At 69.3% G+C, this 14168-nt stretch carries 14 protein-coding genes; 10 read left to right on the top strand and 4 right to left on the bottom strand.

Features of this window, described 5'->3' with window-relative positions; all coding sequences use genetic code 11:
• Positions 1–20: 20 nt before the first annotated feature.
• The 7 genes from ACFY0T_RS47230 (at position 21) to pstB (ending at position 8412) form a co-directional block, all read left to right on the top strand.
• Complete coding sequence (locus ACFY0T_RS47230) at positions 21–2252, top strand: RNA degradosome polyphosphate kinase (RefSeq protein WP_388884754.1); 2232 nt, start codon at positions 21–23, stop codon at positions 2250–2252.
• On the top strand, positions 2233–3438 hold the full coding sequence (locus tag ACFY0T_RS47235) for a CHAD domain-containing protein (RefSeq protein ID WP_388884755.1): 1206 nt from the start codon (positions 2233–2235) through the stop codon (positions 3436–3438). Before ACFY0T_RS47230 ends, ACFY0T_RS47235 begins: the two co-directional genes overlap by 20 nt.
• Positions 3439–3472: 34 nt before the next feature.
• Positions 3473–3886 carry an NUDIX hydrolase gene (locus ACFY0T_RS47240; RefSeq protein ID WP_388884794.1) on the top strand — a complete coding sequence of 138 codons (414 nt, stop codon included), beginning with the start codon at positions 3473–3475 and terminating at the stop codon, positions 3884–3886.
• Positions 3887–4292: 406 nt separating this feature from the next.
• Positions 4293–5420, top strand: a complete 1128-nt coding sequence (gene pstS / locus ACFY0T_RS47245) for a phosphate ABC transporter substrate-binding protein PstS (RefSeq protein ID WP_388884756.1) — start codon at positions 4293–4295, stop codon at positions 5418–5420.
• 108 nt (positions 5421–5528) lie between these two features.
• Positions 5529–6536, top strand: a complete 1008-nt coding sequence (gene pstC, locus ACFY0T_RS47250) for a phosphate ABC transporter permease subunit PstC (protein WP_388884757.1) — start codon at positions 5529–5531, stop codon at positions 6534–6536.
• Positions 6533–7597 carry a phosphate ABC transporter permease PstA gene (pstA, locus tag ACFY0T_RS47255; RefSeq protein ID WP_388884758.1) on the top strand — a complete coding sequence of 355 codons (1065 nt, stop codon included), beginning with the start codon at positions 6533–6535 and terminating at the stop codon, positions 7595–7597. Before pstC ends, pstA begins: the two co-directional genes overlap by 4 nt.
• A gap of 38 nt (positions 7598–7635) precedes the next feature.
• Positions 7636–8412: a phosphate ABC transporter ATP-binding protein PstB gene (gene pstB, locus ACFY0T_RS47260; protein ID WP_388884759.1), complete on the top strand. Its 777-nt coding sequence runs from the start codon at positions 7636–7638 to the stop codon at positions 8410–8412.
• Between the two features lie 264 nt (positions 8413–8676).
• Here the strand turns inward: pstB and ACFY0T_RS47265 are convergent, their stop codons facing one another.
• Positions 8677–9675: an anion permease gene (locus tag ACFY0T_RS47265; protein WP_388884760.1), complete on the bottom strand. Its 999-nt coding sequence runs from the start codon at positions 9673–9675 to the stop codon at positions 8677–8679.
• A 7-nt stretch (positions 9676–9682) separates the two neighbouring features.
• Complete coding sequence (locus ACFY0T_RS47270) at positions 9683–10303, bottom strand: DUF47 domain-containing protein (protein WP_388884761.1); 621 nt, start codon at positions 10301–10303, stop codon at positions 9683–9685.
• A gap of 203 nt (positions 10304–10506) precedes the next feature.
• Here ACFY0T_RS47270 and ACFY0T_RS47275 point away from each other — a divergent pair, with 203 nt between their 5' ends.
• Positions 10507–10863 carry a metal-sensitive transcriptional regulator gene (locus ACFY0T_RS47275; protein WP_388884762.1) on the top strand — a complete coding sequence of 119 codons (357 nt, stop codon included), beginning with the start codon at positions 10507–10509 and terminating at the stop codon, positions 10861–10863.
• Between the two features lie 123 nt (positions 10864–10986).
• Here ACFY0T_RS47275 and ACFY0T_RS47280 read toward each other — a convergent pair whose 3' ends face one another.
• Together ACFY0T_RS47280 and ACFY0T_RS47285 are read right to left on the bottom strand one after the other, a co-directional pair.
• The gene (locus ACFY0T_RS47280) at positions 10987–11190 is read right to left on the bottom strand and encodes a hypothetical protein (protein WP_388884763.1); all 204 of its coding nucleotides are present in this window, start codon (positions 11188–11190) and stop codon (positions 10987–10989) included.
• Between the two features lie 93 nt (positions 11191–11283).
• Positions 11284–12135 (bottom strand): hypothetical protein, encoded by an 852-nt coding sequence (locus tag ACFY0T_RS47285; protein WP_388884764.1) that lies wholly within the window; start codon positions 12133–12135, stop codon positions 11284–11286.
• A gap of 119 nt (positions 12136–12254) precedes the next feature.
• Between ACFY0T_RS47285 and ACFY0T_RS47290 the strand changes: the two genes are divergently transcribed.
• Both ACFY0T_RS47290 and ACFY0T_RS47295 read left to right on the top strand, forming a co-directional pair.
• Positions 12255–12425, top strand: a complete 171-nt coding sequence (locus tag ACFY0T_RS47290; RefSeq protein WP_388884765.1) for a hypothetical protein — start codon at positions 12255–12257, stop codon at positions 12423–12425.
• A 149-nt stretch (positions 12426–12574) separates the two neighbouring features.
• Entirely contained in the window at positions 12575–14137 is a 1563-nt protein-coding gene (locus ACFY0T_RS47295; RefSeq protein ID WP_388884766.1) for an FAD-dependent oxidoreductase, read from the top strand.
• The last annotated feature ends 31 nt before the right edge of the window (positions 14138–14168 follow it).

Raw genomic sequence — 14168 nt, forward strand, 5'->3', positions numbered from 1 at the left:
CGGCGCGGAAGAATGGGTTTATGAACCAGCCCAGCGCCCAGGCACCGGTCCAGCACCCGCAGCCCTCCGTCGGCTCCATAGCCGCTCACCGCCCGCACACCGTGTCGGCGGCAGTCTCCGATCTCGAGCCGGACATCGACGCCGACCTCGACGCGTACGAGGACTCGGTGCAGGACGGCATCACCCTGCCCCAGGGACGCTTCCTCGACCGGGAGCGCAGCTGGCTCGGCTTCAACGAGCGGGTCCTGGAGCTTGCCGAGGACCCGAACACGCCCCTGCTGGAGCGCGCCAACTTCCTGGCGATCTTCGCCAGCAACCTGGACGAGTTCTTCATGGTCCGGGTGGCCGGCCTGAAGCGCCGTATCGCGACCGGCGTGGCCACCAAGTCCGCCTCCGGGCTGCAGCCCCGCGAGGTCCTGGAGATGATCTGGGCCCGCTCGCGCGAGCTCATGGCCCGGCACGCGGCCTGCTACCAGGAGGACGTCGCCCCCGCGCTCGCGGAGGAGGGCATCCACCTGGTCCGCTGGAGCGAGCTGACCGAGAAGGAGCAGGCCCGCCTCTTCACGCTCTTCCGGCACCAGATCTTCCCGGTCCTCACCCCGCTGGCGGTCGACCCCGCGCACCCCTTCCCGTACATCTCCGGCCTGTCCCTGAACCTGGCCGTCGTCGTACGGAACCCGGTCAGCGGCCACCGCCACTTCGCGCGCGTCAAGGTCCCGCCGCTGCTCTCCCGCTTCCTGGAAGCCTCCCCGAACCGCTACGTCCCCATCGAGGACGTGATCGCGGCCCACCTGGAGGAGCTCTTCCCGGGCATGGAGGTGTTGGAGCACCACACCTTCCGCCTCACCCGGAACGAGGACCTGGAGGTCGAGGAGGACGACGCCGAGAACCTGCTCCAGGCCCTGGAGAAGGAGCTCATGCGGCGCCGCTTCGGTCCGCCGGTGCGCCTGGAGGTCGAGGAGTCCATCGACCGGTACGTCCTCGATCTCCTCGTACGGGAGCTGAAGATCTCCGAGGCCGAGGTGTACCCGCTGCCAGGTCCGCTGGACCTCACGGGCCTCTTCGGCATCAGCGGCCTCGACCGGCCCGAGCTGAAGTACCCCAAGTTCATCGCGGGCGTCCACCGCGACCTCGCGGAGGTCGAGTCGGCGTCCGCGCCGGACATCTTCGCCGCCCTGCGCGAGCGCGACGTCCTGCTGCACCACCCGTACGACTCCTTCTCCACCTCCGTGCAGTCCTTCCTGGAGCAGGCCGCGGCCGATCCGGACGTGCTCGCCATCAAGCAGACGCTGTACCGGACCTCGGAGACCTCCCCGATAGTCGACGCGCTCATCGACGCCGCCGAATCCGGCAAGCAGGTCCTCGTCCTCGTCGAGATCAAGGCCCGCTTCGACGAGCAGGCCAACATCAAGTGGGCCCGCAAGCTGGAGGAGGCGGGCTGCCATGTCGTGTACGGCCTGGTCGGTCTGAAGACCCACTGCAAGCTGTCGCTCGTCGTCCGGCAGGAGGGCGAGACCCTGCGCCGCTACTCCCACGTCGGCACGGGCAACTACCACCCGAAGACGGCCCGCCTGTACGAGGACCTCGGACTGCTCACCTCCGACCCGCAGGTCGGCGCGGACCTCTCCGACCTCTTCAACCGGCTCTCGGGCTACTCGCGCCGCGAGACCTACCGCCGGCTGCTCGTCGCCCCCAAGTCCCTGCGCGACGGCCTGATCTCGCGGATCAACAAGGAAGTCCAGCACCACCTCTCCGGCCACCCCGCGTTCGTCCGCGTCAAGGTCAACTCGATGGTCGACGAGGCGATCATCGACGCGCTGTACCGGGCGTCGCAGGCCGGCGTGCCGGTCGACGTATGGGTGCGCGGCATCTGCGCGGTCCGGCCGGGCGTCACCGGCCTGTCCGAAAACATACGGGTCCGCTCGATCCTCGGCCGCTTCCTCGAACACTCCCGGATCTTCGCCTTCGGCAACGGCGGCGAGCCCGAGGTGTGGATCGGCAGCGCCGACATGATGCACCGCAACCTCGACCGGCGGATCGAGGCCCTCGTCAGGGTCACCGACCCGGCTCATCGTGCCGCGCTCAACCGGCTCCTCGAGACCGGCATGTCCGACACCACCTCCTCCTGGCACCTGGGCCCCGACGGCGAGTGGACGCGACAGGCGACCGACTCGGATGGCCAGCCCCTGCGGAACGTCCAGGAGATGCTCATAGACGCCCGGAGGCGCCGGCGTGGCACAGCAGCACCTTGATCCCCCGACCGACCCCGCGGCCGGGCCGGTCTCCTGCGATGCCCTCGCGGGCTATCTGCGGGCCCAGGCCACGGAGTTCCTCCGTTCGCTGCGCCAGCACCGGGAGACCGGCGGCGCGGCGAGCGGCTCGGCGGAGTCCGTCGACGCGGCGCGCGCCCTGCGCCGCTCGGCCCGCCGCATCAGCGGCAGCCTCCACACCTTCCGGCCCCTGCTCGACCCGGACTGGTCGGAGGGCATGCGCCCCGAACTGGCCTGGCTCTCGGGCACGTTGGCCCGTGAACACGCGTACGCGGCGCGCCTGGAACGCCTGTTGGGCGCCCTGAACCGCCTGTCGGGTTCGTCGGCGTTCCCCGCACAATCGGCGGGCGCGACCGTGGGCCAGTCGTCCGCCTCGGCTGCCGCTTCCGCTGTGGGCAGTCGTTCCGCTGGGGCGATGGGGGTCCCCCCTGAACCGGAGCCTGTCGGAGGTTCTCGGGGGAGGGTGGGCACTGGGGGCACCTCCCAGGCCTTTAAGGCACTGGGGGAGGAACCCGGCACCTCCGGCCCGCGCACCCAACCCACCGGCAACCTGACGGTGGGCGCGGCAAAGGCAGGCGCCCTCCTGGACCGCCAACTGACCCTCGCCCGCACCAGGGCCCACTCGGCCGCGCTCCAAGCATTGGGCTCGAGCCGCTTCCACGCGGTAGCCGACAGCGTCGCGGTCCTGGCCAGCGAGGTCCCGCTGACCCCCGCGGCCACCACCACCGACCTGCGCCCCCTGGCCGCCGCCGCGCAGGACCGCCTGACCGACGCCGTCAACGCGCTGCCGCTGGTCACCGCGGGCCACCCCTACAACGCGCAGGCGCTCGTGCACGGTCTCTCCGCCGACACCGCACCACAGCCGCAGGACGCCCCCTGGCACCAGGTCCGCCTGCTGCTGCGCCTGCACCGCTACGCCCGCGAGTGCCTGTACGGCGAGGAGTGCGCGGTGGACGTACGACTCCTCGGCGCGGGACAGGCCCTCAACCGGCACCGCGACGCGGCGGAGGCGGCCGCGGCCGCGGCATCGGCGGCGCGCACCCCGCGGATCGCCCCGGCGACGGCGTACGCGCTCGGTGTGCTCCACGCCGACCAGCGGCACGAGGTGGAGGCCGCACGGTTCGCGTTCCAGCAGGCATGGCAGAAGGAAGCGGTACGCACCCCCTGAGGGAGGCCCGATGGCTGACGACGAGGGAGGCCCCATGGCGGACGGCACCATCCAGGCGGCGGGCTGCGTCCTGTGGCGGCGCTCCCCGGTCGACGGCGAGCTGGAGATCTGCCTCGTCCATCGGCCGAAGTACGACGACTGGTCGCATCCGAAGGGCAAGCTGAAGCGCGGCGAGGACCCGCTGGCGGGGGCGTTGCGGGAGGTCGAGGAGGAGACGGGGTTCACCTCCGTCCCGGGTGCCGCCCTGCCCACGCTCCGGTACATCGCCGGCGGCCGCCCCAAGGAGGTCTGCTACTGGGCCGCCGAGGCGACGGACGGCCACTTCACCCCCAACCGCGAGGTCGACCGCGTCCGCTGGCTGCCCCCGGACGCGGCCCGCGACCGCCTCACCATGCCCCGCGACCGCGATCTGGTGGACGCACTGCTCAGCGCGCTGCACCTGGCGTAAGGGGATCTCGTACGACGAAGGGGGTCGCCCCGGCATCCGGAGCGGCCCCCTCGCCGTACTCGCCGCGGATCTCCGATCGATGGTGCGCGTGGGAAAGGAGTGGCGTACGGGACATGGGGGAGCCGTTAGTACCGCTGAAACGTGTGCGTACCCGTGTGATTACGTAGAGTTTCCCTTCCGACCCCCTGGTCCGGAATCTCCCTGTGTCCTCGACGTAAGCGTTCCGTGACCTCACCGCACCGTCCGCAGGGGTTCACCCCCCGTTCACTTACGGCCATCGGCGGCTTCACCTGATCTGCCTAATTTCGGCCTTACACGGTGCGAGGCGCGTCCTGGATGTCTCCTCCGCATTTCACAGACTCGCACGCCGCCACCAGACGGCGGCTCCTGGAAGGAACTCCCGAAAGTGAAGCTTCAGCGCATGAACCGGCGGGCCCTCACCCTCGGTGCTCTCGCCGTCTCCGGCGCCCTGGCCCTCACGGCGTGCGGCTCTGACGACACGAGCAGCGACACCAAGGCCACCACGGGTGCCACCGCCAAGGCCGGCAACATCGACTGCGGTGACGCCAAGGGCCAGCTCCTCGCCAACGGCTCGTCCGCGCAGGCCAACGCGATCCAGGCCTGGACCAAGGCCTACACGAGCGAGTGCAAGGACGTGCAGATCAACTACAAGCCCGAGGGTTCCGGTGCCGGTGTCACCGCGTTCCTCCAGGGCCAGGTCGCCTTCGCCGGCTCGGACTCCGCGCTGAAGCCCGAAGAGGTCACCCAGTCGAAGTCGGTCTGCAAGAACAGCCAGGCCATCGACCTCCCGATGGTCGGCGGCCCGATCGCGATCGGCTACAACCTCCCGGGTGTCGACAACCTCGTCCTGGACGCGTCCACCCTCGCGAAGATCTTCGACAGCAAGATCAAGACGTGGGACGACAAGGCGATCCAGAAGCTGAACCCCGACGCGAAGCTTCCGAGCACCAAGATCCAGCCCTTCCACCGCTCGGACGACTCCGGCACCACGGACAACTTCACCAAGTACCTGATCGCCGCCGCCCCGTCCGACTGGAAGTACTCGGGCGGCAAGGCCTGGCAGGCCAAGGACGGCCAGTCCGCCCAGGGCTCCTCCGGCCTGGCCCAGAACGTGAAGTCCACCCCGGGCGCCATCTCCTACTTCGAGCTCTCCTACGCCAAGGACGGCATCAGCACGGTCTCCCTGGACACGGGTGCCGCCGCGCCGGTCAAGGCCACGATCGACAACGCCACCAAGGCCATCGCCGCGGCCCAGGTCGTCGGCACCGGCAAGGACCTCTCCCTTAAGCTCGACTACACGACCAAGGCCGAGGGTGCCTACCCGATCACCCTGGTCACGTACGAGATCGTCTGCGAGAAGGGCAACAAGGCGGACACCCTGCCCGCCGTCAAGTCCTTCCTCACCTACACCGCGAGCCAGGACGGCCAGGACTCCCTGAAGGCCCTGGACTACGCGCCGATCCCGACCGAGATCAACGCCAAGGTCCGCGAGACCGTCGCGAACCTCAGCTGACCCAGCGTGCGGCCCACTCCCCCCTCGGGGGAGTGGGCCGCACCGTCCGGTGCACCGCCGCCTGGAGCCCGTATCCTCGATCGTGGCTCCGCAGACCGGAGAACCCCAATGGACATATCTACGCAATCATCCGCACCCCCCACCCCCTCCGACCGGCCGACCCCGGCGGAGCAGAAGCGCGCGGCCCGAGGCGCCACCCGCCCCGGTGACCGGATCTTCCTCGGACTCTCCCGAGGCTCCGGCATCCTGCTGCTGGTGATCATGGCCGCCATCGCGGCCTTCCTCACCTACCGCGCCTCACTCGTCCTGAGCAAGGACGAGGGCAACTTCCTCACGACGTTCGAGTGGAACGCCAACGCCACCCCGCCGGTCTTCGGCATCGCGGTCCTCGCCTTCGGCACGATCATCTCCTCGATCATCGCCATGGCCATCGCGGTCCCCGTCGCCGTCGGCATCGCGCTGTTCATCACTCACTACGCGCCGCGCAAGCTCGGCGGCCCCATCGCCTACGTCATCGACCTGCTGGCCGCCGTGCCGTCGATCGTGTACGGCCTGTGGGGCGCCCTCTTCCTGGTGCCGAACCTCACCGGCTTCTACAGCTGGCTCAACGACTACTTCGGGTGGACCGGCTTCCTCGAGTGGCAGGGCGGCGCCCCGCGCACCCTCCTCGCCGTCGGCATCCTGCTGGCGATCATGATCCTGCCGATCGTCACCAACGTGAGCCGCGAAGTCTTCCGCCAGGCGCCCCTGATGCACCAGGAGGCCGCCCTCGCGCTCGGCGCCACCCGCTGGGAAGTCATCCGCATGTCGGTGCTCCCCTTCGGCCGCTCCGGAGTCATCTCCGCCTCCATGCTGGGCCTGGGCCGCGCGCTCGGCGAGACGATGGCCGTCGCCACCGTCCTGTCCCCCAGCTTCGCGATCAACGCCAGCCTGCTCGACCCGGGCGGCGGCACCTTCGCCCAGAACATCGCCGCCAAGTTCAGCGAGGCGAGCGAGCAGGGCCGTGACGCGCTCATCGCCTCCGGTCTCGTTCTCTTCGTCATCACGCTGCTGGTGAACGGCGCGGCCCGCGCGATCATCGCCCGCCGCAAGGAGTACTCGGGGGCCAACGCATGAGCCACGCAGCCGCCACTGTCCAGCGCCCCAGCACCCTGCGCGGCGCCAGCCTGCCCAACTGGTCGCCCTGGGCGATCGCCGGGGGCTCGATCGCCGTCGCCGTCGGCATCGGCCTGGGCGCCGACCTCAGCAGCAAGATCCAGTGGGGCCTGATCGCCGCACTGCTCTTCGTCCTCGGTACGTACGTCATCGCCGCCCGCGTCGAGGGCCGGCGCCAGGCCAAGGACCGGGTCGCGACCAGCGTCGTCTGGGTCGCCTTCCTGCTCGCCGTGATCCCGCTGGCCTCCCTCGTCTGGGAGACCGTCAGCAAGGGCGTGAAGGTCCTCGACTTCTACTTCCTGAGCCACTCCATGGGCGTGGTCGCCGACCAGGAGACCGGCGGCGGTATCTACCACGCCATCATCGGCACCCTGGAGCAGGTCGGCCTCGCCACCGTGATCTCCGTGCCGATCGGCCTGCTCACCGCGATCTACCTGGTCGAGTACGGCCGGGGCCATCTCGCCAGGGCGGTCACCTTCTTCGTCGACGTCATGACGGGTGTCCCGTCGATCGTCGCGGGTCTGTTCATCCTCAGCTTCTGGATCCTGATCCTCGGCTTCAGCTACTCCGGCTTCGCCGGGGCGATGGCCCTGTCCATCCTGATGATCCCGGTCGTGGTCCGCTCCACCGAGGAGATGCTCAAGCTCGTCCCGAACGAGCTGCGCGAGGCATCGCTCGCGCTGGGCATCCCGAAGTGGCGCACCATCCTCAAGGTCGTCCTGCCGACATCGCTCGGCGGCATCACGACCGGTGTGATGCTGGCCGTCGCCCGTATCGCCGGTGAGACCGCGCCCGTGCTGCTCCTCGTCTGGGGCAACCCGCTCATCAACACGGACCCGTTCAACGGCCCGCAGTCCTCGCTCCCGCTGTACATCTACCAGCAGTACCAGAACAGCGGCGGCAGCCCGGCGGCGTACGACCGGGCCTGGGCGGCGGCGCTCGTGCTCATCGCCTTCATCATGATCCTCAACCTGGCGGCCCGCGGCATCGCCCGCTGGAAGGCCCCGAAGACCGGTCGCTGACGCGGCCATCAGCGACGTACGGAAGTGAACTAACCACCATGGCCAAGCGAATCGACGTAAGCGGTCTGACCGCCTACTACGGCGCCCACAAGGCGATCGAAGACATCTCCATGACGGTCGAGCCCCGCTCGGTGACGGCCTTCATCGGCCCCTCCGGCTGCGGCAAGTCGACCTTCCTGCGCACCCTCAACCGGATGCACGAGGTCACCCCCGGTGGCCGCGTCGAGGGCAAGGTGCTCCTTGACGACGAGGACCTGTACGGCAGCGGGATCGACCCCGTCGCCGTGCGCCGCACGATCGGCATGGTCTTCCAGCGCCCCAACCCCTTCCCCACGATGTCGATCTTCGACAACGTGGCGGCGGGTCTGAAGCTCAACGGCTCCTACAAGAAGTCGGAACTGAGCGACATCGTCGAGAAGTCCCTCAAGGGCGCGAACCTCTGGAACGAGGTCAAGGACCGCCTCAACAAGCCCGGTTCGGGCCTGTCGGGTGGCCAGCAGCAGCGCCTGTGCATCGCGCGGGCGATCGCGGTGGAGCCGCAGGTCCTCCTCATGGACGAGCCGTGCTCGGCCCTGGACCCCATCTCCACCCTGGCCATCGAGGACCTGATCGGCGAGCTGAAGGAGCGCTTCACGATCGTCATCGTGACGCACAACATGCAGCAGGCCGCCCGTGTCTCCGACCGCACCGCGTTCTTCAACCTGTCCGCGGTGGGCCAGCCCGGCCGCCTCATCGAGATCGACGACACGGAGCGCATCTTCTCCAACCCGTCGGTCCAGGCGACGGAGGACTACATCTCGGGCCGCTTCGGCTGAGCCGTCGCCCACAAGAACCCCTCGCGGTGCTGCATGGCGGTGCCACCGCGAGGACGAGAAGGGCCCGCCCCTGGCTCCCGGGGGCGGGCCCGCTCGTTTTATCTCAGCCCGTCCGGCGTTTGAGGACGAGGCCGTCAAGGCCGATGGGGGTCCAGGGGGCGGAGCCCCTTGGCGGGGTCTGGGGCGGAGCCCCGGGCACGGGACGGGTAGGGGCGGAGGGGGCGAAAAACCCTTCCCGCGCCCGCGCCCCCGGCCCCCCGCCCCCTACAGAAACGCCAGGTTCACGACCCAGAAGCTGCCCGCGGCCACCAGCGCAGCCGCCGGCATGGTGATGAACCAGCCAAGGACGATGTTCTTGGCGACCCCCCAGCGAACGGCGTTCACCCGCTTCGTCGCCCCGACACCCATGATCGCCGACGTGATGACATGAGTCGTGGAAATCGGCGCCTTGAAGAGGAACGCCGTGGCGAACATGATCGACGCCCCCGTCGTCTCCGCGGCAAACCCCTGCGGCGGATCCAACTCAATGATCTTCCGCCCGAGCGTCCGCATAATGCGCCACCCACCCGCGTACGTCCCCAGCGACAGCATCACCGCACAGGCGATCTTCACCCACACCGGAATCGCGTCATCGGGTCCCTGGACGCCACCGATGACCAGCGCCATCACCACGACACCCATCGTCTTCTGGGCGTCCTGAAGACCGTGCCCGAGCGCCATCCCGGCCGCCGACACGGTCTGAGCTATACGGAATCCCCGCTTGGCCTTGGACGGATTGGCCTTGCGGAAGATCCACATGATGGCGCACATGACCAGATAGCCGCCGATCAGACCGACGACCGGCGACAGGAACATCGGGATGATGATCTTGTCCACCACCCCGGACCACAGCACGGTCGTACCGCCCGCGAGCGCCGCCCCGACCAGCCCCCCGAACAACGCGTGCGACGAGGACGACGGAAGCCCGAAGTACCAGGTGACCAGGTTCCAGACGATCGCACCGATGAGCGCCGCGAAGAGGATTCCCATCCCCTTGCCGCCCTCGGGCGTCTCGATCAGCCCGCTGCTGACGGTGTGCGCGACCCCGCTGCCGAGGAACGCACCGGCGAGGTTCATCACCGCCGCCATGGCAAGCGCCGCCCGCGGAGTCAGCGCCCGCGTGGACACCGACGTGGCGATGGCGTTCGCCGAGTCGTGGAAACCGTTCGTATACGTGAATCCGAGCGCGACCCCAATGGTCACGACCAAAGCAAAGGTGTCCATGACCGGGTCAGGACTCCTTGACGGCGATGGTCTCCACCGTGTTCGCCACGTGCTCGAACGCGTCGGCCGCTTCCTCCAGCACATCCACGATCTGCTTGAGCTTCAGCACCTCGATGGCGTCGTACTTGCCATTGAAGAGATGAGCCAGCAGCTTGCGGTGGATCTGGTCGGCCTGGTTCTCGAGCCGGTTGACCTCGATCCAGTACTCGGTGAGGTTGTCCATCGTGCGGAGATTCGGCATCGCCTCCGCCGTCAGGTCGGCGGCCCGCGCCAGCACCTCGATCTGCTGCTCGACACCCTTGGGCAGTTCCTCGATGTTGTAGAGGACGACCAGGTCGACGGCCTCCTCCATGAAGTCCATGATGTCGTCGAGGGACGACGCGAGGGAGTAGATGTCCTCGCGGTCGAACGGCGTGATGAACGAGGAGTTCAGCTGGTGGAAGATCGCGTGCGTGGCATCGTCACCTGCGTGTTCCGCGGCCCGCATACGCTCTGCGATCTCGGCCCGGGCGGAAGCGTCCGCCCCGAGCAGTTCCATCAGGAGTTTCGAGCCCGTGACGATGTTGTCCGCGGATGCGGAGAACATGTCGTAGAAGCTCGTCTCCCTGGGGGTCAGACGAAAGCGCACGTTGGGGTCCTCGGGGTGCTTCGGTTCGGTCAGGCTGATGCTAGGCGCATCATCCGGCCACGGCTAATGGGCCGTCCACCAGTGTCGCCCATCGGGCACAGTGATCAGCACAGGGTCCGGTCCCGGTATCGGGCAAGGGCTCCATACCCAGCGAAGTTCGATACCATATACCCACCAGGGGTATCAGTTAGCGGGAGGACGCGATGACGACCACCGAGGCCGGCGCGACGACGCCCGCCGACGACGCGCAGGAGATCGTGACCGACCACGACCGCGGAATCCACGGCTACCACAAGCAGAAGGACGAGCACCTCAAGCGCCTGCGCCGCATCGAGGGCCAGATCCGCGGTCTGCAGCGGATGGTCGACGAGGACGTCTACTGCATCGACATACTCACCCAGGTCTCCGCCTCCACGAAGGCCCTGCAGTCCTTCGCCCTCCAGCTCCTCGAGGAGCACCTGCGCCACTGCGTCGCGGACGCGGCCCTCAAGGGCGGCGACGAGATCGACGCGAAGGTCGAAGAAGCGACGAAGGCGATCGGCCGACTGCTGCGTACGTGAGGTAAGGCGTCGGCGTCGTATGAGACAGGTGTCACGTGGGGCACAGCCGAGATACGGCGTCACGTGAGGTGAGGCGTGGCAGGGACCGGGCCACGCCCGGGTTCCAAGGGAGCGGGAGCAGACCTACTCCCCAGCACCCCGCTCATGCGCATCATCCGCATCATGGGTACGTTCTTCGGCCACTTTCAGCACCTCGTCGATGCTCTCAAGACTGAGCCGGTCCTCGTGGGCGGCCGAGGCCGCGATGATCAGGTCACCGCACAGCTCGATCTCGGCGAGGGCCACGTGGTCCTGAACTGCCGTACCGCCGACCGGAGCCACGTGCATCACCTCTTCCTGCCGTCACCGACTTCCTAGAGTAGGGAGCGGCCTACACACCGCGCATGGCACGGAAGGGCCATTTCCAGCCCTCCCGTGAAGCTACTGTTCCGCGATCTTCCCGGCGAAGATGTCCCCGGATTCCGGAAGCCGTACGTCGGCGGGGACCCCGAAGTCGTACAGCAGGGTCGTCGAGGCGACCGCGACGGTGCCCTTCCGCTGCCCGTTGACGAAGCTGAACCGGTGGCGGACCTTGCGCAGCCGCCCCTCGTCGTCGAGGTAGGCGTCGAACGGGACCTCGGCGGTGGCGAACCCTTTCGCCGCCGCCTTCAGCGCCGACCGCTGCCCCTTCGACGCACTGCCCGCGGCGACGTCCAGATCGGCGGTCCCGCGATAGTGCCGCACCGGGGTCCCGGCCACCTCGGTCTTCCCCACATACGTCGCTGTCCGCGCCCCGCGCAGCAGTTCGGCCGCCGCGTACGGATCGGTGGCGCCGCCCGTCACCAGATTCCCGTCGGAGAGGCCGGCCGTGTCGACGCGGACCCACTTGTCGGCGGGGACGCCGGCGCCGCGGTTCTTCATGAACAGGGCGCCCGGGGCGAGAAGTTCGGTGATCGGCCGGTGCTCGTCGGTGCCGGCCGGATCCTCCGGCAGCAGCACCTTCAGCCGCCCCATCTGGTCCTTGAAGTCGTACACGCCCTCACCGCGGATGGTGACCCGGGTCCCGCCGGTGGCCATCTCCATGGACGTACGAGCCTTCGCGCTGCCCGCGCGCTGCAGCGTGGCGGCGGCCTGGTGCAGCACCTCGACGGAGTCGTCACCGGCACGGGCGCTCTCGGCGGCGGCCCCACCGCCCGAGCACCCCGTGGCACCGACCATCAACCCCACCGCCCAGGCCGCCGCGCCCGCGACGACCGCCCAGCCGGCCCGCCCTTCCTCCTCCAGCGCCACCATCTCCTGCCGACCCCCAGCCGGTCCGTCCCAGGCCCTCCCTGTCGTTCCGGTTAACGACGAGTAGGAGCGCCCGTCACGCGGCGACGATCCATTCACTTGCCTTGGGTAACGTTGTCGGCGTGGCGCAGCAGGACGAGACCAACTCCTCCCCGGAACACCGCACGACTACGGTCGAACAGGGCCGCTTCTGCCTGGCCCGCTGCACCTGCGGCTGGAGAGGCCCGGCCCGCCGCGCCCGCAGCCTGGCCCGCGCGGACGCGCAGGCGCACGCCGACGGCATGCTCGCGTAGGTCTCGGCGCGGGTGGGGCCGGTGTTCCGCCCCGCACGGGCAGCGCGCATGCTGGGGATCGCGGTGCTGTAGCGGTTCTGTGGCATGCGCCCGTGGAACCCCTGGGCCCGGGGGCCCGTCTCGTTCCACGGAACCCACAGGAGGCGCACATGCAACGGCGTACGTTCATCGGCGGAGCGACCGCCGCACTCGCGGCGGCGGCGACGTCCGCGTGCGACGGCGGCGGCGACACGAAGTCCTCGGGCACCGCGACAGCGGCGCCGACGGACACCCCGATACGCACGGCCACCACCAGCACCCGCGCCGCCGCGAACTGGGCCGCTCTGTCCAGGGAACTGGACGGCGCGTTGGTCCGCCCCGGCGACCGCAGCTGGCCTGCCGCCCACCAGCTGTACAACACGCGCTTCGACAACCTGAAGCCCGCCGCCGTCGCGTACGTCGCCCACGCCGCCGACATCCGCACCACCATGGACTACGCCCGCGCGCACGGCATCAAGGTGTCGATCCGCAACGGCGGCCACTCCTACGCCGGTTGGTCCTCCGGCAACGGCCGTCTGGTCATCGACGTCTCCAAGCTGAACAAGATCCGGGCGAGCGCCAACGAAGCGGTGGTCGGCGCCGGTTCCAAACTGATCGACGTCTACCGCACCCTCGCCGCGAAGGGCGTGACCATCCCGGCCGGTTCCTGCCCGACCGTCGGCGTCTCCGGCCTGACCCTCGGCGGCGGCCACGGGGTCGTGTCACGGGCGTACGGGCTGACCTGCGACAGCCTCACGCAAGCCACGCTGATTACGGCGGACGGCAAGGTACTCACCGCGAACGCCACCGACCACAAGGACCTCTTCTGGGCGCTGCGCGGCGCCGGCAACGGCAACTTCGGTGTCGTCACCGAGCTGCGCTTCAAGACCCACCCCGCCCCGCAGGCCGTCTCGGCGTACATGACCTGGCCCTGGGCCAAGGCCGCGGCCGTGGTGAAGGCCTGGCAGGAGTGGGGCCCGGACCAGCCGGACGAGATCTGGTCGTCGTGCCACCTCGCGAACGCGGCCGGGGGCACCCCCACCGTCTCCATCGCGGCCTTCTCCCTCGGCACGTACGGCGAACTCCAGAACGCCGTGGACCGCCTGGCGGACAAAATCGGCTCCCCCGCGCGCAGCGTCTCCCTCAAGAAGCGCTCGTACGAGGACTCGATGGAGGTGTACGCGGGCTGCTCGTCCTTCCCGACGGACGCCCAGTGCCACCTCCCGGGCTCCACCCCGGGCCGCAGCCCGCAAGGCGCCCTCGGCCGCGAGACCTACGCGGCCCGCTCGGACTTCTTCGACCGCTCGATCTCGACGGCCGGCGTCCAGACGCTCCTCAACCAGATCTCCTCGGTCCGCGGCGGCGCGGGCAGCATCGCCCTGACGGCTCTCGGCGGCGCGATCAACCGCGTGGCCCCCACCTCCACGGCCTTCGTCCACCGCCGCTCCCGCATGCTCGCCCAGTACATCGCCTCCTGGCAGGCGGGCACCTCCGGCACCACCGCCCAGTCCTGGCTGACCACGGCCCACACGGCCATGTCCCGCCATGCCTCGGGCGCCGCCTACCAGAACTACACGGACCCCACCCTCGCCAACTGGCGCAAGGCGTACTACGGCGACGCGGCCACCCGCCTCACCACCCTGAAGAACCAGTACGACCCGAACCGCTTCTTCACGTTCCCCCAGGCGCTGTAGGGGGCTGATTCTCAGCCGGTCCGGCGTTTGA

It is taken from the genome of Streptomyces sp. NPDC001530, assembly GCF_042894545.1.
Taxonomy (GTDB): Bacteria; Actinomycetota; Actinomycetes; order Streptomycetales; family Streptomycetaceae; genus Streptomyces.